Source organism: Candidatus Thiodictyon syntrophicum, from assembly GCF_002813775.1.
In the GTDB taxonomy this organism is placed as follows: Bacteria; Pseudomonadota; Gammaproteobacteria; order Chromatiales; family Chromatiaceae; genus Thiodictyon; species Thiodictyon syntrophicum.
Genome location: NZ_CP020370.1, coordinates 5,965,613 through 5,987,350 on the forward strand (window position 1 = coordinate 5,965,613; position 21,738 = coordinate 5,987,350).

General features: G+C 70.4%; 13 protein-coding genes and 1 pseudogene. 8 read left to right on the forward strand and 6 right to left on the reverse strand.

Annotated features, from left to right (window positions below; genetic code table 11):
• Positions 1 to 15: 15 nt before the first annotated feature.
• Complete coding sequence (locus THSYN_RS25560) at positions 16 to 3,540, forward strand: hypothetical protein (RefSeq protein ID WP_100921608.1); 3,525 nt, start codon at positions 16 to 18, stop codon at positions 3,538 to 3,540.
• A gap of 5 nt (positions 3,541 to 3,545) precedes the next feature.
• A complete protein-coding gene (locus tag THSYN_RS36865; protein WP_100921609.1) occupies positions 3,546 to 6,437 on the forward strand; it encodes a tetratricopeptide repeat protein in 2,892 nt (963 codons plus the stop codon).
• 22 nt (positions 6,438 to 6,459) lie between these two features.
• Here the strand turns inward: THSYN_RS36865 and THSYN_RS25570 are convergent, their stop codons facing one another.
• Genes THSYN_RS25570 through THSYN_RS25585 form a run of 4 tightly spaced genes read right to left on the reverse strand, consistent with a single transcriptional unit; the run spans position 6,460 to position 11,222 of the window.
• On the reverse strand, positions 6,460 to 7,098 hold the full coding sequence (locus tag THSYN_RS25570) for a response regulator (RefSeq protein WP_100921610.1): 639 nt from the start codon (positions 7,096 to 7,098) through the stop codon (positions 6,460 to 6,462).
• A gap of 60 nt (positions 7,099 to 7,158) precedes the next feature.
• Complete coding sequence (locus THSYN_RS25575) at positions 7,159 to 8,607, reverse strand: CHASE sensor domain-containing protein (protein ID WP_100921611.1); 1,449 nt, start codon at positions 8,605 to 8,607, stop codon at positions 7,159 to 7,161.
• Positions 8,604 to 9,173, reverse strand: a complete 570-nt coding sequence (locus THSYN_RS25580; protein WP_100921612.1) for a YfiR family protein — start codon at positions 9,171 to 9,173, stop codon at positions 8,604 to 8,606. Before THSYN_RS25580 ends, THSYN_RS25575 begins: the two co-directional genes overlap by 4 nt.
• A 6-nt stretch (positions 9,174 to 9,179) precedes the next feature.
• Positions 9,180 to 11,222 (reverse strand): TonB-dependent receptor plug domain-containing protein, encoded by a 2,043-nt coding sequence (locus THSYN_RS25585; RefSeq protein WP_172965340.1) that lies wholly within the window; start codon positions 11,220 to 11,222, stop codon positions 9,180 to 9,182.
• Between the two features lie 504 nt (positions 11,223 to 11,726).
• Here THSYN_RS25585 and THSYN_RS25590 point away from each other — a divergent pair.
• The 4 genes and pseudogenes from THSYN_RS25590 (at position 11,727) to THSYN_RS25600 (ending at position 15,970) form a co-directional block, all read left to right on the forward strand.
• Positions 11,727 to 13,283 (forward strand): ATP-binding protein, encoded by a 1,557-nt coding sequence (locus tag THSYN_RS25590; RefSeq protein WP_100921614.1) that lies wholly within the window; start codon positions 11,727 to 11,729, stop codon positions 13,281 to 13,283.
• A gap of 337 nt (positions 13,284 to 13,620) precedes the next feature.
• A pseudogene (locus THSYN_RS36230) lies at positions 13,621 to 13,819 on the forward strand (formylglycine-generating enzyme family protein); the annotation flags it as partial.
• 105 nt (positions 13,820 to 13,924) lie between these two features.
• Positions 13,925 to 14,050, forward strand: coding sequence for a hypothetical protein (locus THSYN_RS36235; RefSeq protein ID WP_236848697.1), 126 nt, complete (start codon positions 13,925 to 13,927; stop codon positions 14,048 to 14,050).
• A 213-nt stretch (positions 14,051 to 14,263) separates the two neighbouring features.
• On the forward strand, positions 14,264 to 15,970 hold the full coding sequence (locus tag THSYN_RS25600; RefSeq protein WP_100920668.1) for an IS1634 family transposase: 1,707 nt from the start codon (positions 14,264 to 14,266) through the stop codon (positions 15,968 to 15,970).
• A 331-nt stretch (positions 15,971 to 16,301) separates the two neighbouring features.
• Here the strand turns inward: THSYN_RS25600 and THSYN_RS25605 are convergent, their stop codons facing one another.
• Positions 16,302 to 16,844: a hypothetical protein gene (locus tag THSYN_RS25605; RefSeq protein ID WP_157817930.1), complete on the reverse strand. Its 543-nt coding sequence runs from the start codon at positions 16,842 to 16,844 to the stop codon at positions 16,302 to 16,304.
• A 195-nt stretch (positions 16,845 to 17,039) separates the two neighbouring features.
• On the opposite strand from THSYN_RS25605, the gene THSYN_RS25610 reads away from it, so the two are divergent.
• The gene (locus tag THSYN_RS25610; RefSeq protein ID WP_100921616.1) at positions 17,040 to 19,424 is read left to right on the forward strand and encodes a hypothetical protein; all 2,385 of its coding nucleotides are present in this window, start codon (positions 17,040 to 17,042) and stop codon (positions 19,422 to 19,424) included.
• Positions 19,425 to 19,556: 132 nt separating this feature from the next.
• Here the strand turns inward: THSYN_RS25610 and THSYN_RS25615 are convergent, their stop codons facing one another.
• Positions 19,557 to 20,414: an oxidoreductase gene (locus tag THSYN_RS25615; protein ID WP_100921617.1), complete on the reverse strand. Its 858-nt coding sequence runs from the start codon at positions 20,412 to 20,414 to the stop codon at positions 19,557 to 19,559.
• Between the two features lie 361 nt (positions 20,415 to 20,775).
• Here THSYN_RS25615 and THSYN_RS25620 point away from each other — a divergent pair, with 361 nt between their 5' ends.
• A complete protein-coding gene (locus tag THSYN_RS25620) occupies positions 20,776 to 21,189 on the forward strand; it encodes a hypothetical protein (RefSeq protein WP_100921618.1) in 414 nt (137 codons plus the stop codon).
• The last annotated feature ends 549 nt before the right edge of the window (positions 21,190 to 21,738 follow it).

Consider the following 21,738-nt stretch of genomic DNA (forward strand, 5'->3'; position numbering starts at 1 on the left):
GCGGATCGCCTGACGATGCGCATCACCAACAGAGCGGTCCACCCGGGGCCGCGTCGACCGGGGCTGGCCGATCGAACCTGGGTCGCGGCCCTGCTGCTCGGCGCTGCCGCGCTGTCGGCCGGCGAACCGGACGCGGCGACCCGGGCGGCCCTGTCCCTGGCCCACCAGGAGCGGGCCCTGGCGGTGCTGGCGACGGCGCGGGAGACGGGCGACGTGCAGGGCTTCCAGGAGGCCCTGTTGCAGGCCCTGGCGGCGCGGACCTTGACCCCCGGCGCCCTGACCGGGCTTGCAACCGGGCTGGGCGATGCGGCCTTCGCCCTGCGCTGGCGCTCGCCCGCACAGTGGCTCGGGGCGCCGGTCACCGCGGTCCTCTGGGCCCCGGGCGGGCGCTGGCTCGCCACCGCCAGCGGCACCGTGGTGCGCCTGTGGGACGGGCGCACCGGGACCGGGCCGGGCGCGCCCCTGGCGCGTCTGGACCTGGGCGGCGCCCAGGTGCGCGCGCTGGCCGTGAGCCACGACGGACGCCTGCTCGCCGCGGGCGGCGAGGACGGCCGGATTCGGCTCTGGTCGCTGGCCGGGCCCGCGGCCGAGCCGCCCGATCCGCGCCCCTGGGGCGCCGACTGGACCCTGGAGGCCGGCGTGCGCTCGCTCGCCTTCCGCCCGGACGGCACCCTGCTTGCCGCGGGGCGGGCGGACGGCGCGGTCGAACTCCTGGGGCTCACCCCGGGAGGCGGGACCCTCGAGCCCCGCGGCCGGCTGACGGACGGCACCGGGCGTGTCGGCACCCTCGCCTTCACGCCGGACGGGCGGCTGCTCGCGAGCGGCAGCGACGACCGCGCACTGCGTCTCTGGGACCTCTCCGGGGAGCCCGCGGCGGAGCCGCTCAAGGGCCGTCTGGTCCAGGGCGGCGGCAGTGTCTGGGCGGTGGCGGTGACGCCGGACGGGGCCTTGCTGGCGAGCGGTGCCGACGACGGCCGGGTGCGCCTGCTGGAACTGGCCACGGGCAAGGAGCGCCCCCCGCTGGGCGCGGCGCAGGAGCGGGAACGGGACGCCGGCGGGTCGCGGGTGCTGGCCCTGGCGGTCAACGCCGACGGCACCCTGCTTGCCGCCGGCGGCGAGGATGGGCGCATCCGCCTCTGGGACCCCCGGACCGCGACCCCGGACGCCGCCCCCCTGGCGACCCTGGAGAGCCCCGGCGGGCGGGTGCTTGATCTCGCCTTCGCCGCGGATGGGCGCCTCGCCGCCGGGAGCCTCTACGGCAGCGTACACCTGTGGGATCTCAGCGGCGGCCCCACCGCGGCGCGCCTGCTGACGGCGCCGGTGGGTCACACCGAGCGCGTGACGGCGGTGACCCTGAGCCCGGACGGCACCTTGCTCGCCAGCGGCTCGGCCGACGGCAGCGTGCGCCTGTGGGACCTGGCCGCCGGGACCGAGCGCGCGCGTCTTCCGACCGGCGGGACGGTCGCGGCCCTGGCCTTCGACCGCGACGGCGGCCGACTCGCGAGCGGGACGGACCGGGGGGCGCTGCGCCTGTGGGACCTCGCGGACGGCGCCCCCCGGGTACGGGAGCTCGCGGCCGCCGGCAGCCGCCTGACCGGGCTCACCTTCACCGCGGATGGCGGGCTGGTCAGTGTCGCCGCGGACGGGGAGGTGCGACGCTGGGACCCGGCCACCGGGACCGCGCGGGCGCGCCTGGGCGGCGCTGGGGTTGGGGCCGGCGGCGGACCCGGGGCCCGGCTCGCCGTCGCCCCGGACGGCCAGCGTCTGGCCTGGGCGAAAGACGCCCGGGTGCAGGTCTTCAGCCTGCCCGAGGGACGCCGGTTGGCGGACCTCTCGGTCCCCGAGGAGCACGCCTATGCGCTGGCGTTTGCGCCCGACGGGGCGCGCCTGGCGGTCGGCACCGAAGAGGGGGCGCTGTGGCTGTGGGACCTGAGCGGCGCGGATGTCGGCGGGGACGGCGGCGAGCCGGTGCGGGTGCGGGCGGCGGCGGGACGCATCTTCTCGATCAGCTTCGCGCCCAACGCCACCCGGATCGCAACCGGCGCGGCGGACGGCGTGCGCCTGTGGGCGCTGGACGGCACCCGGCTCGCGGCCCCGCGCCCGCTCGCGCACCTGGCCGGGGACGCCGGCCGGGTCTATGCCCTGGCCTTCGACCGCGGCGGTACGCGGCTCGCCACCGGCTCCGAGGACGGCAGCGCGGCCCTGTGGGACCTGCCGGCGGCGGGCGCGACCACTGTGCTGCACGGGCACCGGGGCCGGGTCTGGTCAGTGGCCTTCGATCCCGCCACCGGCGCCCTGGCCAGCGGCGGGGCCGACGGCACCCTGCGCCTGTGGGACCCGGAGCAGGGCCGCGAGTGGGCACGCCTGGGCGGCGCGGGCCCGCGCACCAGTCCGGTCGCCTTCATCACCGACGGCACCACCGGCGGCCGCCTGCTCGCCGCGGGCAGTGAGGATGGCAGTCTGCGCCTCTGGGACCCGGCCGGCGGTGCCGAGCGGGCGCGGCTGGGGGGCGGGGCCGGACTCTTGTCCCGCTCGGGGCCGGCCGCGCAGTCCGGCAGGTCAGCGGGCCGCGCCGGATTGTGGGCACTGGCCGCGCGGCCCGACGGGCAGCGTCTGGCCAGCGGCGGTGAGGACGGCCGCCTGACCCTGTGGGACCTGGGCGGCGGGGCCGCGCGGGCGGGCGCCCTGGACACCCACGACAGCGGCGGCGGGCGCCTGCTGGCGCTGGCCTACCAGCCGGACGGGACCCGTCTGGCGAGCGGCAGCGAGGACGGGACCCTGCGCCTGTGGTCGGAAGCCCAGGGCCGGCTCGGGGAACCCCTGGCGCTGGGCCGCCACGGCGGGCGGGTGCTGGCGCTCGCCTATGCCCCGGATGGCGGGCTGCTGGCGAGCGGCGGGGCCGACGGCCGCGTGCAGCTCTGGGAGGCCGGGGTGACGGCCGCGGGGGCAGAGCCCCGCGCCCGTCTGGAGGTCGGCGACTGGGTCTGGGCGCTGGCCTTCCACCCCCGGGGCGGGCTCATGGCGGCGGCCCTCGGCGACGGTTCCGTCGGTCTGTGGGACCTGTCCGCCGGTCCCGCCGGGGTGCGTTCGCTCGGCCGCTGGCCGGCCGGGGAGGGCGTGCCGGGCGGGCAGGCCCTCACGGTCGCTTTCAGCCCGGATGGCCGGCGGCTCGCGGCCGGTACCGCCGACGGTACGGTGCGCCTCTGGGACATCCGGGCCTTGCGCCTGCTGGCCGCCGCGCACCCCGCCGCCGACGGGACAGTCCCACCGCCGGCGCAGGCCCTGCAACGACTGTGGCGGACGCGCCTGGAAGGATTCGAGCCCAGATTCGACACCTGGCCGCTGCCGGCACCACAAGGCGGTCAAGGCGAGACCGCGACCCTGGCGAACCCTGGTCAGGGAGACGGCCGCGCCCGCGGCGCCCCTCTCACACCCCAGGACCTCGGGCCTCTTGCGGCGCCGCCCGGCGGCGCCCAGGACAAGCTCGATCAGGTCCTGGATTGGATCGACACCCAAGGGGCGGCGCCCCAATCGGAGTAAGGCCCATGGCGATCACTGGTTCCCCCCTCACCGCGCTCCTGTCGGCGGCACTGTTCGGTTTGGGTTTCTCCGTCAGCGCGTTGGCCGCGCCAACGCCCGAGCTTGCGGCGCCCGCGCCCCAGGCGACGCTATTGCAGGATCAGGCGCAGCAGGAGGATGAACAGGACTTCAACAGTCCCCTGACATCGGCGGCCCTGCTCGCGCGCGTGCGCGGCGACCTCGCGGTGGGTCAGGTCCGCGCGGCCATCGCCGGGCTGCGCCTGTTGCTGCACCAAGACCCGGCCAACCTCCAGGGCCTGCTCATCCTGGCCGACCTGCACCTGCTGATCCAGCGTGGGGCGGTGGCGGAAACCGCACTCAAACAGGCCGAACAGGCGGGGGTGCCGCGCGCGCAGGTCCTGACCAGGCTCGCGGAGGCCTACCTCCAACAGAACGACCCCCGGCGGGTACTCGATGAACTGGCGGACCTCGCGGACCTGGAGCCGGACCTCTCCGCCCAGATGCTCGCCTGGCAGGCCCGCGCCCAAGTGGCCCTGGGGGATCGTGCGCAGGCCAGGGCACTCCTCGAGCGCGCCCTGACCCTGGTCCCGGATCAACCCTTGGTCCTGACCGACCTGGGGCGCCTGACCCTGCTCGAGGGCCGCCGCGATGAGGCCCGCGCCACCCTGGACCGCGTCATCACGCTGGGGCGTGACACCCGGGAGGCCCACGCGATACTGGCTGAACTGGACCAGGCGCAAGGCCAGCCGGGCGCCGCCGAGAGGCATCTGGATGCGGCCCTGGAGCAGGCCCCGGAGCGCTGGCTCTACCGCTGGCGGCGGGCCATGGTGCGCATCGACCTGGACAAGTTGGCGGCGGCGGACGCGGACCTGCAAGCGGCGGCGGCGGTCTCCCCGGGGTTTGCCGGCCTGGACCTCGCACGCGCCCGTCTGGCCCTGGCGCAGGAGAACCCCGCGGCGGCCATGCAGCACATCGACGCCTATCTGGCCGTAGTGCCCAAGGATCAGGCGGCCTTCCAGGTGGCCCTTCAGGCCGCCGCCGGGTTGGGCGACCCGGCGCGGCTGCGCAGCCTGGCGGAGCGGCTGCAGCGCGCGGCCCCGGACAGCCCGGGTCCGGTCATGATCACGGCGCAGGCCCGGCTGATCGCCGGGGATGCGCAGGGCGCCCTGGACACCCTGGAGCCGCTGGCGCGGCGCGAGGTCCCGGCTCCGGAGCTGACGCTCCTGCGCGCGCGTGCGCTGCGGGCACTGGGGCGGCGGGATGAGGCGGGGGAGGTCGTCGTGCGGGCGCTGGAACGGTTTCCCCAGGACCCGCGGCTGCGTCTGTGGGAGGCCGAGTCGCTGGCGGACCGGGGCGAGCGCGAGGCCGCCCTGAGGGGCGTGAACGCCATCCTCGCGAACAAGCCGCAGGACATTCCCGCGCGGATGTTGCGGGGGCGCCTGCTGGTGGAGATGGGGGTCCTGGACGAGGCGAGCCGCGAGGGGCGCAGCCTGATGGATGCCGTGCCCGGGGCCCCGGGCGGCTATCGCATCGTCGCCGCCGCGCTGGTCCTGGCCGGGGATGCGCAGGGCGCGCGGGCGGTCCTGAGCGAGGCCCTGGGACGCGTGCGCCCCCAGGCGGACCTGCTGGTCGGGCTCGCGCGCCTGGAGGTCGCCGCCGGGGACCTGAGCCCGGCACTCGAACACTACCGTGCGGCCCTGGCCCTGGAGCCGGACAACCTGGAGGCCATGGCCGGGCTGGCGCGTCATGCCGCGGACGGCGAGGGCGGACTGGACATGCTGGAGCGGCTGGCCCAGGCCCTGCAACGTGACCAGGACAACCCGGTGCTGCGCGCCGAGACGATCGCCGCGCTGCTGGCCCGGGGCCAGTCCAAGGAAGCGGCCCGGGTGGCGGACGAGACCCCCATCGACCTGCGGCGCGACGCCCCCGAGGCCCTCGGCCGCGCGCGGGCCCTGGCGCTGCTCGCGGCGGAGCGGCCCGGGGACGCGCTGGGGGTGCTGGGCCCCCTGACCAGCGCCAACCCCCGGCAGGCCGAGCCGCGACTGCTCAGTGCCCGCGCCCTGGCCGCCTTGAAGGATCAGCGCGCGCAGGAGCAGTTCCTGGCCGGCTGGCGCCTGGACCCGGACGCACCCCTGGCGGCGGAGGTCTTGGACGACCTGCTTGCGATCCTGCCCGAGGGCCGGGCGCGGGAGCGCCTGATCACGGAGATGTCGCGCGTCCACCCGAATGCGCTCCTGGTGGAGGTGCTGCGGGCCCGGGTCGCGAGCGCGGCGGGGGCCTTGGCGCAGGCCGCGCGGCACTGGAAGGAGGTCAGGCGGCGGGAGCCGAAGCACCGCCGCTGGCTGCTGGAGTATCTGCGCACCCTGCTGGCCCTGGACCAGCGTGCCGAGGCGATCGTGACGGCCGACGCCTGGTTACGCGAGTCACCCAAGGACGCGGAGGTTGCGGTGCTGCTGGCCAATCACCTGTTCGAGCGGGGCGAGCGCGGACGCGCGGCCCGCTACTACCAGGATGTCCTCGCCTACCAGCCGGACAACCCTTTTGCACTCAACAATCTGGCGCTGGACTTCATGGGCACCAAGCCAGCCGCCGCCGTGACCTACGCGCAGCGGCTGCTGTCCCTCTTCCCCGCGCAGCCCAAGGTGCTCGATACCGTCGGGACGGTCCGGCTGGCCGTCGGCGACGGCACCGGGGCCGTGGAGGTCCTGAGCCGTGCCCACGACAAGGCCCCGTCGGACCCGCAGATCGCCTTCCACCTGGCCCAGGCCCTGGTCGCCGCCGCGGCCCCGGGGCGGGCACGCGAACTGCTGCGTCCGATCGTCTCCCAGGACTTTGCCGAACAGGGCCAGGCACGGGACCTCCTCGCCCGCCTCGAAGCGGGCGCGCCGGGCAACTGACGGCGGGCGGCGCGCGGGCGGTCTACTCCAGGGGTGCAATCCCGGCGCGGATGGCGAAGCGCACCAGGTCGGGCACGTTGTCGATGCGCAGCTTCATCATGATGCGCGCGCGGTAGGTCTCCACGGTCTTGGCGCCGATCGCGAGTTGCGCGGCGATGTCCTTGGTGCGGCGGCCCTGGGCGAGCAGGCAGAGCACCTCGCGCTCGCGGGCGGTCAGGAGGGCCGCGTCGAGCTCGGCGCTGCGCTGCACCACCGCGGCGCCCGTCGTGCAGAGCGCGGGGCTGACGAAGGTGCCGCCATCCATGACCGTCTCGATCGCCTGGATCAGCTCGGCGCTGGCCTCGTTCTTGAGTACGTAGGCCGCGGCCCCGGCGGCGAGCATGCGCCGCAGATAGTGCTCGTCGGCATACATGGAGAGCGCCACGATGCGGGTCAGCGGGACCGCCGCGCGGATCGCGGCGGCGGCCTCGATCCCGCTCATGACCGGCATGGCCACGTCGAGCACCGCCACGTCCGGGCGCTGCGCCTTGACCAGGCGGACCGCCGCGGCCCCGTCCGCGGCCTCGGCCACGACGCGCCAGTCCGGTTGGCGGGCAATGATGGCCGCCAGTCCCTCGCGGAACAGGGTCTGGTCGTCGCACAGCAGTAAGGTCAGTTTCATTCCAGTCTCGTTGTGCGCGGCGCTGGGCCGCCGGTACGATCACTCGTGCGCACGGTGTCCCTACGGGCGGGCGTCTCCCTGGTCCGAGTGCGGCGCGGGCGGGCGCCTGCCCTTCGGAAACTCGCCCAGGACAGTGACCGGCAAACGGATACTGACCCGGGTCCCGGGGGCGAGCGCCTCGACGCTCAGGCTGCCGCCCAACAGGGCGACGCGCTCGCGCAGGCTGTAGAGTCCGAAGCCGGCCGCGGGACTTCCCGGTGCGCCGTCGCCGTCCGTGTCGAAGCCGATGCCGTCGTCTTCCACGCGCAGTTCGAGACCCGCGGCGGTGCCGGTGAGCCGGATCTCCCCGCGGGTCGCCCGCGCGTGCTTGATCAGGTTATACACCAGTTCGCGTGCGGCCCGGAACAGGATCACCGACAGGTCGCGGCCGAGCGGCGGCGTGTCGGCGCCGATGACACAGTGGATCGGGATGCCCCAGCGCACACGCGCGTTGGCCGCCAGCCACTCCAGGGCGGCCGGCAGGCCCCGCTGATGCAGCACGGGGGGGCTCAGCTCGAACTGGAGCGAGCGCAGCTCGCTGATCCCCTCGCGCAGCAGTTCCAGCCCCGTGGCCAGCATCTGTTCGGACTCGGCGTCGCGCTCGCGGCCGGCGGCATCGACCTGCATCTGTGCCAGGGCGAGCTTCTGCATGGGGCTGTCGTGCAGTTCGCCGGCCAGCCGGGCGCGCTCGGTCTCCTCGACCAGGGCCATCTCGATGGCCAGGCGGCGCAGGCGCCGGTTGGCCAGGTCGAGTGCATCCGCGCGCTGCGCCAACTCGGATTCGCGGTGCTCGACCGCGTCCAGGACGGCATTGAACCCTTGCACCAGGGTTGCCAATTCCGGCCCGGCGCCGGGGTCGCGGATGCGCGCCGCGAAGGTCTCTTCGCCCGAGATCACACGGCTCTGCTCGGCCAGGGCCAGGATCGGGTCGCTGAGTCGGCGTTGCAGGCGCAACGCGAGTGCGAGTGCCGCGGCCAGGGTCAGGAGGGCGAAGAGTCCGGCAATCCACAGGTATTGGGCGAGTTGCCGGTTCAGTTCGTCAAGCCGGGCGTGAATCAGGATGTGGCCGACCGGACGGTCGTCGAAGCGCATCCGGTAGTCGACCCGCACCCGGGTCGCGAGCAGCCGGTGCAGACCCGCGGTCCGCGGGTCGTCCAGATCGGCCGCCTCCCGCTGCCAGCGCGCGACCTCGCGGCCCGCGGCGTCGTAGAGCAGGGCCTCGCGGATCTGGTATTCGCGCTCCAGGGTTGCGAGCTGACGCCGGGCGGTTTCGGGGTCGTCGAAGACCAGCGCGGAGACGCAGTTCTCACCGACCACCTGCGCGAGCACCTGCAGGTCGCGCAGCATGTGGTCGCGCATCAGCGTCAGGTCCATGACCATGGACAGCAAGGTGGCCAGCCCCAGGGGCGCCAACGTCATGAGCATCAGGGCCAGCATGACCCGGGTGCGGATACTCTGCTGCCTGCTCATCGCACGAGCTCCGCGACATCGTAGAGACGTGACGAGACCTTGAGGCCGCGGCCTTGAAGCGCCCGCGGGTCGATCGCGAAGCGCAGGCGCTCCCCTTCGCCCAGGATATCCGGCTTAAGGAAGAAGTTGATCGCGACGCCGTGCCCGACGAATCCCGGGCTGTCGCCGACCAGGAGGACGGGCCGGTCCGCGACTGCCTCCAGGATCGCGGGGAGCCTGGCCGCGGCCGCGGTGCCGACGAACAGGATGCGGGCGTCGCCGATCTGCGCCACCGCGTCCGCCTGCACGATGCGGATCGGCGCGGCGCCGACCCGTCGGCCTTCGCGTTCGAGCTGACGCAGGGCCGCGGCCAGCGGATCATCGCCGATGACCGCGATGACGAACGGGACCTCGGCCGCCTGACGCGGCCACTCGACGAAGCGGGTGAAGTTGTAGAGATAGGCGACCTTGAGACCGCGGGTCAGGTCCGCGCTCTCCCCGGCCGTCCCAGGCAGCGCGACACACGTCAGGCACAGCGCGAGCCACAGGGCTCGCCCGATGCGTCCGCGGGTCGGTGCGTCGAACACCGGGCCTCAGAAGGCGTAGCCCAGGGTGAGCGTGACGACCCGCCCGGGTCCGATCAGCCCCCGGTCGAGGTCGGTGAGTTCGTTGGCGGGATAGCGAATCTCGGCGTTGAGCAGGTTGGAGACATGCAGGGATGCATAGGGTCCCTGCCCGGTCGGGTCCCAGCGCAGGTTGAGTCCGAGGTCCCAGTAGCCGGGGACCTCCTCGCCGATGCGCGCGACCAGCCCCTGCTCGGGTCCGGCGACGAAGTCCCAGTCCGCCTGCATGGGGGCGACGTAGTTCCCGTAGGCGGCGAAGGTCAGTGGGCCCCGGTGCCAGTCGGCCTTGAGCTTCGCGACCAGGGCCGGGGAATAGCCGGGGGCGAGGGGGCCCGCGGGGTCCTCCGTCCGCTGCCAGGTGAGGCTGGCACTCAAGTTGAGCGGGGGCAGGGGTCGGGCCTCGCCGATCAGCTCCAGGCCCAGGGTGCGCCAGCGGCCCGAGTTGTCGTCCTGGCTCAGGTAGAACCCGGTCCTCGGATCGACCTGCTGGATGGTGCGCGCAAGCCCGCTCAGTTGGTTGTAGAAGACCCCGGCGTTGAGCATCCAGCGCGTGCAGGTCAGGGTGTAATTGGCCTCCCAGGTCTCGATACGCTCGGCCTCGGGCAGGTTGATCTGATCGGTATCTTGGGACGCGGTACCCCAGGCGAGTTTAAGCACCTGGCTCGGGCGGGGGCTCCACAAGAGCGCGATCCGGCCGTTGACAGGCAGGGTGTCCTGGTTCGGGAAGGACAGTTGCCGAGGCCCTTGGCTGCGCCCCTGCTGCTTCGTCTCCCGGTAGCTGTCTGGCAGCAGGCTTAAGCGCAGGCCGCCGACCAGACGCAGCCGCGGGCCGGCCTGCCAACTGGCCTCGGCGAACAGGTCATGGGTGACGACCGGCTCCAGCCGGTCGATCTGGTCGATGAAGGGATAGAGGAATGCACGGTTGCGCACGTCGTAGAGCTTGAGCAGTCGGTAGCCGGCGATGGTGTCGAGCGTGGCAACCGGGCGCCAGTGCAGATTGGCCTCGACCTCGAGGCGACGCGAGGACTGGTGTTGCTGGCCGTGGACCTCTGGCAGCAGCATATCGATCTGGTAGGCGTCATAGTGCTCGCTGCTGTAGATGCCGGTGATCCTCAGCCCCAGGTCGTCGCTGAAGCGATGCGCGTAGCCCAGCGAGGCGTGGAGGGTGTCCAGTTGGATGCGGGTGCCCTCGTCGAAGGGCGGGGTCAAGGCGTAGATGCCCCAGTCGCGCCGGTTCAGACGCACCTTGGCCTGCCAGTCGTGCCACTGGGCCGAGACATCGAGGCTCCCGAGGCGCAGGTCCTGGTCCCCGTCGATCCCAGCGTGCGCGCCGGGGTGGAGTCTGGCCAGTTGCGCGGGACTCAGCATGTCCGCGTAGGCCCCGTCCAGACCGTCCGTGCGGTAGGCGCCCAGGTTCAGCGAGACGAAGCCGACGGCGGAGGCGTTGCCGACGCGCGCGAAGACCTGTCCGCTGCGGCGGCTGCCCAGGCCGGCGGAGACCCGGGGGCCGTGGCGCTCGATCGCGTTAGTCACGACGTTGATGACGCCCTGGAAGGCGTTGTTGCCGTAGATCACCGACATGGGTCCGCGGATGATCTCGACCCGGTCGATGGACTCTACGGGGACATCCAGCCGGGCGATCTCGGTGGTGGTCAGGGTCTTCTGCAGCGCGGGGTGCTGGGGGATGCCGTTGACCAGGAATTGCACCCCGCCGCCGACCGCGCCGCGGGTGCCGACGAACCGGTCCTCGGTGTTGTCGAGCAGATAGAAGCCGGGCACGCTGCGCAGCAGTTCCTCGAAGGTCACCCAGCCGTAGCGGGCGATCTCCTCGCGGGTGACGATGGTCACGCTGGCCGGGATGTCGCGGACCTCCTCCTCACGCTTGCCGGCAGAGCGGATCTTCACCGCCAACAGGTCATTGAAGGGCAGGTCGAGCAGGTCGGCGCCGCGCGATGGTGCCGCCGGTACCGCGGCAAGGCCAGCCAGGACGAGCGCGCATAAGGAACGGTTCACTGATAAGTTAAACGAGTCCATTAGCGAATGCCTTCAGCGCCGTTGTCGTTGTCGTTGTCGTTGTCGAGGTTATCGTAGCGCCCCGGATTCTCTCGCACACCAACGAACTCGAAGGCGAACCCCGCCCGGCGGCTGCCCATCCGCACCCGCTGCCCGCGCCCCCTCGGCCGCGCGCACCGACACGGCGGGCAGGCATAGGGCCAGCAAGAGCAAGACCCACGCGGGCCAGGGTCGGGACCGGGGGACGGCACAGGGCATCTGGTGTGACATAGACTGGTGCACCAACTGGATTCCCTACCTTGCGGTGAAGGATAGCCGATCGGGCCGGTCGGCGCAGGCGCGGGAGCGGCGGTCCGCCGCGAGGTGGAACCGGATCGCAGTTGCGTCATCTTCGTGAAAAACCTTGGCGCCTTTGCGCCTTGGCGTGAGAACTGCTCTTTCTGGGTTGACCGGAACCCTCGCCGGCGGCATCGTGACCGGGCACGTCCACGCCCGAGACCGACCATGATTACCCGTAAGCTGCCGATCGGTATCCAGACCTTCGCGAAGATCCGCGAGGACGACTGTTATTACGTCGACAAGACGGGCTTCATCCGGCGACTGATCGCCGAGGGCAGTCAGTACTTCCTCTCCCGCCCGCGGCGCTTCGGCAAGTCGCTGTTGATCGACACCATCGCCGAGGTCTTCGCCGGCAACGAGCCGCTGTTCCGTGGGCTTGAGATCCATCCGCACTGGGACTGGTCGGTGCGTTTCCCGGTCATCCGGCTGAGCTTCGCCGAGGGCGTGCTGCACACCCGCGCGGGGCTCGGCGCCCGGATCGACGACCTGCTGCGCATCAACGCCGAGGCGCTCGAGCTGACCCTGCATCCGGGGCTCGACGTGGCCGGCACCTTCGGCGACCTGATCCGCCGGGCGCAGGCCCGACACGGCCAACGGGTCGTGGTCTTGGTGGACGAATACGACAAGCCGATCCTCGACAATCTCACCGACCCCGAGGTGGCCCGCGAGATGCGCGACGGGCTGCGCAACCTGTATTCGGTCATCAAGGGCGCCGACGCGCACCTGCGCTTCGCCTTCCTGACCGGGGTCAGCAAATTCAGCAAGGTGAGCATCTTTTCCGGGCTCAACAACCTGCACGACATCACCGTGGTCCCGCACTATTCGGCCCTGTGCGGCTATACAGAGGCAGATGTGGATCAGGTCTTCGCCCCGGAACTGCCCGGGCTCGACCGGGCCGAGGTGCGCCGCTGGTACAACGGCTACAACTGGACCGGGGAGGCGGTCTACAACCCCTTCGACCTGCTGTTGCTCTTTCAGGATCGGGTCTTCCGCTCCTATTGGTTCGAGACCGGCACCCCGACCTTCCTGGTCGAACTGCTCACCGCGCGCGGCTTCTTCACCCCGGACCTGGCCCAGTTGCACAGTTCCGAGGCCCTGCTGTCGGCCTTCGACGTGGAGCACATCGCCCCCGAGGCCCTGCTGTGGCAGACCGGCTATCTGACCTTCCACGGCTCGCGGCGCACCGGGGCGCGCATCGAGCACACCCTGGGCTATCCGAACCTGGAAGTGCAGACCGCGCTCAACGACGCCCTGCTCAAGGGCCTGATGGGCGACCCCATGGCCGCCGAGCGGGCGCAGAGCCGGCTCTACGACACCCTGGTCGGCGGCGATTTCGCGACCCTGCGCGCCCATGTGCAGGCCCTGTTCGACGCCATTCCCCATCACTGGCACGACAACAACCCCATCGCCCGGTATGAGGGCTTCTATGCCAGCGTCTTCTACAGCCACATCGCCGCCCTGGGCCTGGACCTGACCCCCGAGGACGCGACCGTCCACGGGCGTATCGACCTGACGCTGCGCTTCGAGGCCCAAATCTGGCTGTTCGAGTTCAAGGTGGTGGAGCTCGCCCCCGCGGGTCGGGCGCTGCAGCAGCTCAAGGACCGCGGCTATGCGGACAAGTACCGCGCCCTGGGTCAGCCGATCCATCTCATCGGCATCGAATTCAGCCGCGAGCAGCGGACCCTGGTCGGCTTCGAGGTCGAGACCCTGGCGCCGGTCTGAGTCGGGGTGAGACAGTGCAAGGATTCAGTGGAGATTGACCCAATGCAAGAGCGCGTGCGCGACACCCTGCGCGACCTGATCCGGCGCTTCGGCTACAGCCTGACGGAAGACCCGTCCCGCTGCGGGCGTCCCCGACATCCACGGCTGGCCCGCGGCCAAGGTGCAGGACCTTCAGCGCGCGGCGGCGCGGGCGCTGGGGCTGCCGGTGGCTTTTCAAGACCCGCTGCGGACCCCGGTCAAGCCTACGGGCGGCGGTCTCTTGGCGAAGTTCATGGGGAAGGGAGAAACCATCAGCCAAGGCCCCGAGATGGTCATCATCCCCGCCGGCAGCTTCCTCATGGGCTCGCCCGAGGGAGAAGAAGATCGAGATAGCAAGGAAGGCCCGCAGCATCGGGTTACCATCGCGCGTCCATTCGCTCTGGGGCGTCATGCGGTGACCTTCGACGACTACGATGCCTTCTCTGCGGCCACCGGGCGGGACAAGCCCGCAGACTATAATTGGGGGCGTGGTCGGCGACCCGTCGTCTATGTATCCTGGGACGACGCGGTAGCCTATTGCCAATGGCTCTCGGGGCAGACCGGGCAGGGGTATCGCCTGGACGGACGGCAGCCAATGGCAGCAGGTCGATTGCACGCGGCACGTGCTGCGCGGCGGCTCTTGGAACGATTACCCGAAGTCCCTGCGCTCCGCCTTCCGCTACTGGTACATGGCTTACTACGGGCTCGATAATCGCGGTTTTCGCGTGGCCAGGACGCTTACCCCTTGATCCTTTTCTTCTTGACCTCTTGGGGGCCAGAGGGGCGATAGCCCCCTGGTCTTCTAGTCCGAAGTTCCAGCGAGAACCATTCTCATCTTCGTCGCAAGCCCTTGAAATTTTTGTTCAATAGGTACTTGTTGCCGTCATTCCGCTCTAAAGTGTACCCATGTAAACGGTCGTAGATAGCTTGTTATTTCGAGTTTTCCTGCTATATTTTTTCCCATGTACATCGACATCGTTCCAAACCGCAGCTCGCCCCCTGCCATCTTGCTCCGCGAGTCGTTTCGCGAAGGCAAGAAGATCCTTAAGCGCACCATCGCCAACCTCTCGGCCTTGTCGCTGTCACAAGCCGAGGCGATTCGTGCCGTTCTCAAAGGCAAGCCGTTGGCCGCCGTTGATGAGGTCTTTGAAATCATCCGCTCGCGCGCGCATGGTGCGGTCAATGCGATCAGGCTGGCGATGGAGCACCTGCGGCTGAGTGCGCTCTTGGGGCGCGAAGCCTGCCGAGAGCGGGATCTGGTGCTGGCGATGATCGCCGCCCGGGTGCTAGACCCGCAAAGCAAACTGGCGACCACGCGCAGTTGGGAGCACAGCACCCTGGGCGAGCTGTTCGGGGTCAGTGATGCTGATGAAAATGAGCTGTACGCGGCCTTGGATTGGCTGCGGGAGCGTCAGGCGGTCATTGAGCAACGATTGGCCAAGCGCCACCTGCACGAGGGGGGCCGCGTGCTCTACGACCTCTCGTCGAGCTATTTCGAGGGTGAGTCCTGCCCCCTGGCCGCGCGTGGCTACTCCCGTGACGGGAAGAAGGGGCTGCTGCAAGTCAACTACGGCTTGCTGACTGATGCGCGCGGTTGTCCGGTGGCCATCTCGGCCTTTGCGGGCAATACCACTGACCCCGAGACCTTGATGGCGCAGGTGGATCAGCTGCAACACGACTTTGCCCTGCAATCGGTCATCCTGGTGGGGGATCGCGGAATGATCTCGCAAACCCAGGTTGAGGCCCTGCGGGAGCGTGCCGGAGTGGCGTGGATCACGGCACTCAAGAGCGGGGCGATTCGCCAACTGGCGGCGGCCGGTACGCTCCAGATGGATTTATTCGACGAGCGCAATCTCTTTGAATGCACCGACGAGGACTTTCCCGGCGAGCGGCTGATCGCGTGTCGCAATCCGCAACTGGCGAAATTGCGTGCGGCTAAGCGGCGCCAGCTCCTCGCGGCCACCACCACCGAATTAGAGACGGTACAACGGATGGTCGCCAATGGCCGACTGAAGGATCCGGACAAGATCGGCGTGCGGGTCGGGCGCGTGATCAACAAGTACAAGATGGCCAAGCATGTCGTGCTGGACATCACCGCCACGCAGTTCGTTTTCCATATCGATGAGGAGTCGGTGGCCGCAGAGGCGGCGCTGGACGGGCTCTACGTCATTCGCACGCCCCTGCCGGTCGCGCAGGTCAGCAGCGCCGAGGTCGTACTCCATTACAAGGGGTTGAGTCACGTCGAGGCGGCGTTCCGCTCGTTGAAAAGCGATGATCTACAGATTCGTCCGATCTACCACCATACCGAAGAGCGGGTGCGTGCCCATCTGTTTCTATGCATGCTCGCCTATTACGTCAAATGGCACATGGGCGAGGCGTGGCGCAGTCTTCTGTTCGCCGATGAAGATCAGGAGCGTCTCACCCAGCGCGATCCCGTGGCGCCCGCGACCCGTTCGGACGCGGCTTTGGAAAAAGTGGCGAGCAAGCGACTCGCCGACGGCTCACCGGCGCACAGCTTCCGGACCCTTCTCAATGAACTAGCCACCATCGTTCGCAATACCTGCCGACGTAAACAGGCCAGTGCCGATGAGGCGCTGTTCAACATCGACACCACTCCTAACCCCAAGCAGCAGACGGCATTCGATTTGATCAAAACGATCCGCGTGTAGCCAGACGTTTGCACGACGATTTTCTGAAAAATAAAGAGAATCAATAGCCTATCGCTTAGGCGATGCTGGAACTTCGGTCTAGTACACCATTCCGGCTAATCTTGCGGTGGCCCAAAGCCCCGAAGGGGCGCGACATACCAGCCCAGGGCAACGCCCTGGGTATGACGGATAACAGACCCCAGCCCTGAAAGGGCGTGACATAAGAACCCCGCGTTTATGTCACGCCCTTTCAGGGCTAGGCCGAAAAAACAACGCTAACCCAGGGCGTTGCCCTGGGCTGGTATGTTCGACCCCGTTGGGGTCGGTATGCAACTTGCTCTTGACTCGTTACTCAGCCCCCGCCATCGAGCACCAACCGGCGATAAAGATAGACCTGACCCCGCGCATCGCGCAGCGCCAGCCGCCCCTGGTCCAGGGCGTACTCGAACTCGAAGGCGAACCCCGCCCGCCGGCTGCCCATCCGCACCCGCTGCCCGATGACCTGTATGACCCCGTCAACGTAGCCGCCGTTCGGGGCGTAGAGCCGGTAGTTGCCCCCCTGCACGATCAGGAGCCCGCCCCCGGCCGCCTCCCACGGGCCCTCGAGCCCGGCGCCGGTCAGGGGCAGGCCGCGCCCCTCCAGCATCCGCTTGCCCACCTCGGCCGCCTGGTCCCAGGAGCCCCCCCCGCCTGCCGGGTTGGCCGCGCCGGCACCGGCACCCAGGAGCCCCATGGACTCCATCATGCGCGACATCGCATCGGCCATGGCCTCGCGCCCGGCCGCCGCCTCGGCCGCAGGCACCGGCGCGGCGGGCGGGCACAGGGCCAGCAACAGCAACACCCACGCGGGCCAGGGGCGGGACCGGGGGACAGCACAAGGCATCTGGTGTGACATAGACTGGTGCACCAACTGGTGGGGACGGCGGCACCGCGGCCGATCCAAGGGGCCGGGCATTTCGGCGACCGGCAGTGGTCGAAACCGGTATGATCCCCCGTTGACCGCATTGGTGCACCCCGGATTCACCCAAGGACGCCACGCGAACGCCTTGGTCCCTTCACCACCGCCCCCCGGACCCGTCCCCCGACCACTATGCCCTGGCGTCCCAGCCCTGCCGAAGTCCTCGCACCCCTGGTCCGTCCCGACCCCTGGGCGATTTCGCTTGCGGCCTTCGGCAAGGGCATCGACAACGCGCACATCGACTGTCTGCTGAGCCCGCGCTTTCTCACCCAGGCCGGGGAGACGATCCGCAAGCTGGTCCGCGAGGACGCGGCCAGCCTCTCACGCCGCATCCCGGAGCAGCTGGTCGGCGCCGAGGACCTGGCGGCCCTGCGTGACACCTATCTGCGACTGTTCGACTGCGCCCTGGAGCGTCACCCCGGCCGCGACCCCCGCGACAACGCGCTGCTGCTCCAGTTCGCCGTACTCAAATACCTGCTGCAACTGGTGGCGGCAGAGACCCAATCATTGCAGGAAACGCTCAAGACGCAACTCCAGTCCGACCTGGCCACGGATGCGGCGCTCAGCACGGACCTGCACGAGCAACTGGTGCTGGTGACCCGCCAGGCCCAGGGCATCCAGCGGCGCGTCGGACAGCTCCTGTTCCGCGAGGTCCGCAAGCTGGAGAGCACGCGGCTGCAGAACGTCCGCAGCGCGGTGCTCGGCGCCGCGTGGCCGGTCACCGACACCCTGCTGTTCAACCCGATCCTGCTGATCCCCGACCCCGGGGAGGGGCTGGCCCTGGCCGGCGACTATCCCTTGGGCTGGCTTGCCGGGCCCGCCATCGGCGACTGGCTGGCCCAGACCGGGCGGTGTCTGACCCAGACCTTCGCCCCCTGGCTGCCCGGGTGGATGACGGGCGACGGGGAAGGCGCTGAGGACGCGCCCCCGGCCCAGCCCCCCGGTCACCCCAAGGAGCGCCGGGATCAGGGCCAACTGCGCGGCTTCGTCGCCACCGAGATCCTGCTCGAGCGGTTCGTGGCGCGGGAGGAGTACCAACAGGGCCTGACCTCCTGGCTGGACGAACCGGCCAATCTGCGCCTGCTGCTGGACCCCGAAACCGCGCGGCACAACTGGACCGGCGAGACCCAGGCCCTGGTCAGGTCCCAGACCCCGGCCGCCCCCGCCCGCCCGCCGCCCCCGGACTGGGCGCGTTGGCGGCGCGAGCTGTTGGAAGAAGTGGCGGCCGGGCTCCAGGACGACGGACGGCGGCGGGCGATCGAGATCACCTATGCCCTGCCCGGCCTGCGCACCCAACTGGGTCAATCGTTCCCGCTGTCCCTGGTCCTGGACTACGCGGACGGCCGCCTGACCCGGCGGCGGCTGGAGCAGCGCCTGGCCGCCCTGCGCGGCGGCCCCGACCCGCTGGCCGTGCTCCAGACCCTGGAGCGGCTGCAGGCGCTGCGCCTGCGCCAGACGCCGGCCGCGGCCCTGGACCTCATCGGCCACTATCTGGTCGACTTCCTGACGCTGCGCCGGGATCTCAAGCTCGCCTACAAGACCTTCGAGACCCTGGACGCCATCCGCCTGCTGGAAACCGATGACGAGGCCCGGCTGTCGCGCTCCAACGGCAGCCTGCACGAGTTTCACTGTCGCGGGGAGGGCGGCCCCCAGACGCGGCGCATCCGCTCCCACGCGGTGCTCAAGGCCGACGTGCGCGGCTCCACCCTGATCACCGAGGAACTGCGCGCCCGCGGGCTCAACCCCGCCTCCCACTTCAGCCTGAACTTTTTCGATCCGGTCAATCGCCTCCTGCCGGAGTTCGAGGCCGAGAAGCTGTTCGTGGAGGGTGACGCCGTGATCCTCGCACTCTACGAGTACGTCGATGACGGACCGGGGCTGGCGGTGGCCCGCGCCTGCCGCCTGGCGCGCAAGATCCTCCAGGTGGTGAACGTGCAAAACGCCCGGAACCGCCAACTGAAGCTGCCGGATCTGGAGTTGGGGATCGGCATCTCATTCTCGCGCCGCGAGCCCAACTTCCTCTACGACGAGGGGCGCCGCATCATGATCTCCAGCGCCATCAACCAGGCGGACCGGCTCTCCTCCTGCTCCGGGCTGCTGCTGCGCTCGGGCTTCCGGCCCGCCAACGGCGCCTTTCGCGTGGCCGTGGTGCGCGACGCCATCGGCGGGGAGCGCGCCGGCCCGGGGCGCGACCTGCTGCCCTACAACGTCAACGGCGTCAAACTCGACGAGACCGCCTTCCTCAAGCTCCAGGAGGAGTTGCCCATGGGTCAACTGCGGCTGTCCGACCCCGGTGCCCAGGAGAGCCTGTTCTTCATCGGCAGCTATACCGACGACGACGCCCTGATGCATTGGGTACTGCTGCGCCACGCCCCGGTGCGCGACTGGGACGGGGATACGGTGGGTGCGATAGAGCCGGACCGCCGACACTATTTCGAGTTGATCGTGGACGAGGCCCTGGCGACGCAGGCACGGCGGCTGGGGGTCGGCGGCGCGGGCGGGAAGGACGCACGCTGACCGGGCGCAGCGCCCTGCCGCTCGCACGATGCCGGACGGGGCATTCGCCCCATCCGCAACGTTGTCTCCGGACCGGCGCACTGGCACCGACCGCCGGAGGCCATGATAAAGGTCCGGGGTGCGGGGAGCGCCCTACAACTCGTCCGGCGGATAATCGGCAGCGACGCTGACCGCGGCCCACTGGTCGAACTCCCGCGTCATCGCCGCCAGCTTGGCGGTCACTGCGTCCAGTGCCATCCGACCCAGCAGCAGCCGCTGCGGCGGGTCCTGCGCCTCGACCGCCTGCACGATCGCCGCCGCCGCGCGTCGCGGATCGCCCGGCTGCTGACCGCTGTAGCCGCGGATCATCGCCATGCGCGCCCCGGCGGTCGCGTCATAGTCCGGGATGGAGCGCTGCGCCTGGGCCGCCGAGCGCCCTGCCCAGTCGGTCCGGAAGGGCCCGGGCTCGACCAGCAGCACCTTGATGCCGAGCGGCGCGACCTCCTGCGCCAGCGCTTCAGACAGGGCCTCGACCGCGAACTTTGAGGCGTTATAGAAGCTCAAGGCCGGAAAGGCCGCGAGCCCCCCCACGGACGAGAGATTGACCACAGTCCCACCGCGGCGCTGCCGCATCCCCGGGAGCACGGCGCGGGTCATCGCTGCCAAGCCCCAGACATTGATCTCGAACATGGCGCGCACCGCGTCCAGGTCGCTCTCCTCCAGGGAGCCGAAATAACCGACCCCGGCATTGTTGACCAGGACGTCGATCCGGCCGAACCGCGCCTGCGCGGCGGCGACCGCGGCCGCGATCTGGGCGGGAACCGTCACGTCCAAAGGCAGGACCAGGGCCAGGTCGGCATGACCGGCGACGAGTTCCGCGACCTGGGCCGGGTGGCGCGCGGTGACCACCGTCGGGTAGCCCAAACGCAGGGTGTGGAGCGCCAGTTCGCGCCCGAAACCGGTCGAACAACCGGTGATGAACCAGACAGGTTTGCCCATATCGGTCGTCATGATCTCGTCGTCCCATCAGCGCCAGGATTGAGCCTCTGAAGTGGTTGCGGCACCTGGCCTTTTCCAGGCTGTCCCCGGATTCCGCTGCGCTCCATCCGGGCTACGCCAGGTCGCATCGAATACCTGCCCAATCTCGGTGCGGCGCGGCGGCGGGCGAGCGCGGCCTGTTGTTCAGCTACCCGGCCCGGCGCGACCATCGCCGCGGTACCCCGCCAACCCCGGATCGGGTAAATTGGACGGTTCCCGGAGGCGAGGCCCGGCGGGCCCGGTCGGGTCTCGGGCAGGGCCCGCACCGACGCCCCCCGGCGGCGCCCCCGCCCCGCCTTTTGACTGAGAACTGCATCGAGAAGGAGCGCAGCCAGTGAGCAACGACAAGCCGTTGCGGGTATCCAAAGCCCCGTTCAAGCCCGTGTCGGGAGGCGCCCGGTCGGGCCCCGACGGCGACCAACCAACGCGACCGACCGCCAAGCCCCCCAGATGGGCCTACTGGCAGCGGATCAAATCCGCCTCTCCCTGGAAGCTCGCCGCCCTCTCGCTCGGCATCGAACCGGCGAGCATCGACGCCGATGATGCCGCGACCTTTCCCGCCGCGGCGACCTTCGGCCGGTTCAACCTCATCACCGAGGCCATCAAACGGCGCTTCGGCGCCGACGACCGCCATGGCGTCAGTCTTGCCGAGTTCATCGCCTGGGCGGACTCGATCTCACTGCAACTGCCGCCCGAACTGCGCGCCCCGGCCGCCGCGCCGGACGGCAGACCGAACTCATGCGCCTGATCCAGCAGGGCAGACAGGGACCGGCACCGTCACCATGGTGCGAGCGTGCGGTGCGACACAGAACGACGCCCGCAAAAGAGGTACCTTGAAGGTCGCCCAGGGGGCGGCGTCAGGCCCGGACCTAACGGCGGCGTCACAGGTGAGGTCGACACGGACCACCACAACCTAGGGAAAACCCTAATTGACAGGATCGTCGCAGCGGCTATTTTTCGGTTATATCAATCCCGACTGAAACAGTACACCATGATCAACCTGACGAGCATCCTGCGTCCGACACGGGCCGCCGCAAACCGCCGGGCAGCGCTGCGGGAACGCACGCGCACACGCATCGCAGAGGATCGCGCCGAGGCGATTGCAGCAGAACCGGGACGACCCAGCGCGCCGCGACGCACGGCCGAGCGATTACAGTAACCCGTCTCAGGACCTTCGTCGGACCGGCGCTCACGCCGTGTCGCTTCCGGCTCCCGGGCGTCAGTGCTCATCGTGATGCTCCAGTGAGCATCGGGAACAGCTCCCGGTTCTTGCGCAAGTCGGAGCCGGCCCCGAGTA

What these genes read in the sequence shown, in the direction of transcription:
- THSYN_RS25560 (WP_100921608.1), top strand. Translation starts at nt 16, where the DNA reads ATGCGCATCACCAACAGAGCGGTCCACCCGGGGCCGCGTCGACCGGGG.
- THSYN_RS36865 (WP_100921609.1), top strand. Translation starts at nt 3,546, where the DNA reads ATGGCGATCACTGGTTCCCCCCTCACCGCGCTCCTGTCGGCGGCACTG.
- THSYN_RS25570 (WP_100921610.1), bottom strand. Translation starts at nt 7,098, where the DNA reads ATGAAACTGACCTTACTGCTGTGCGACGACCAGACCCTGTTCCGCGAG.
- THSYN_RS25575 (WP_100921611.1), bottom strand. Translation starts at nt 8,607, where the DNA reads ATGAGCAGGCAGCAGAGTATCCGCACCCGGGTCATGCTGGCCCTGATG.
- THSYN_RS25590 (WP_100921614.1), top strand. Translation starts at nt 11,727, where the DNA reads ATGATTACCCGTAAGCTGCCGATCGGTATCCAGACCTTCGCGAAGATC.
- THSYN_RS25600 (WP_100920668.1), top strand. Translation starts at nt 14,264, where the DNA reads ATGTACATCGACATCGTTCCAAACCGCAGCTCGCCCCCTGCCATCTTG.
- THSYN_RS25605 (WP_157817930.1), bottom strand. Translation starts at nt 16,844, where the DNA reads ATGTCACACCAGATGCCTTGTGCTGTCCCCCGGTCCCGCCCCTGGCCC.
- THSYN_RS25610 (WP_100921616.1), top strand. Translation starts at nt 17,040, where the DNA reads ATGCCCTGGCGTCCCAGCCCTGCCGAAGTCCTCGCACCCCTGGTCCGT.
- THSYN_RS25615 (WP_100921617.1), bottom strand. Translation starts at nt 20,414, where the DNA reads ATGACGACCGATATGGGCAAACCTGTCTGGTTCATCACCGGTTGTTCG.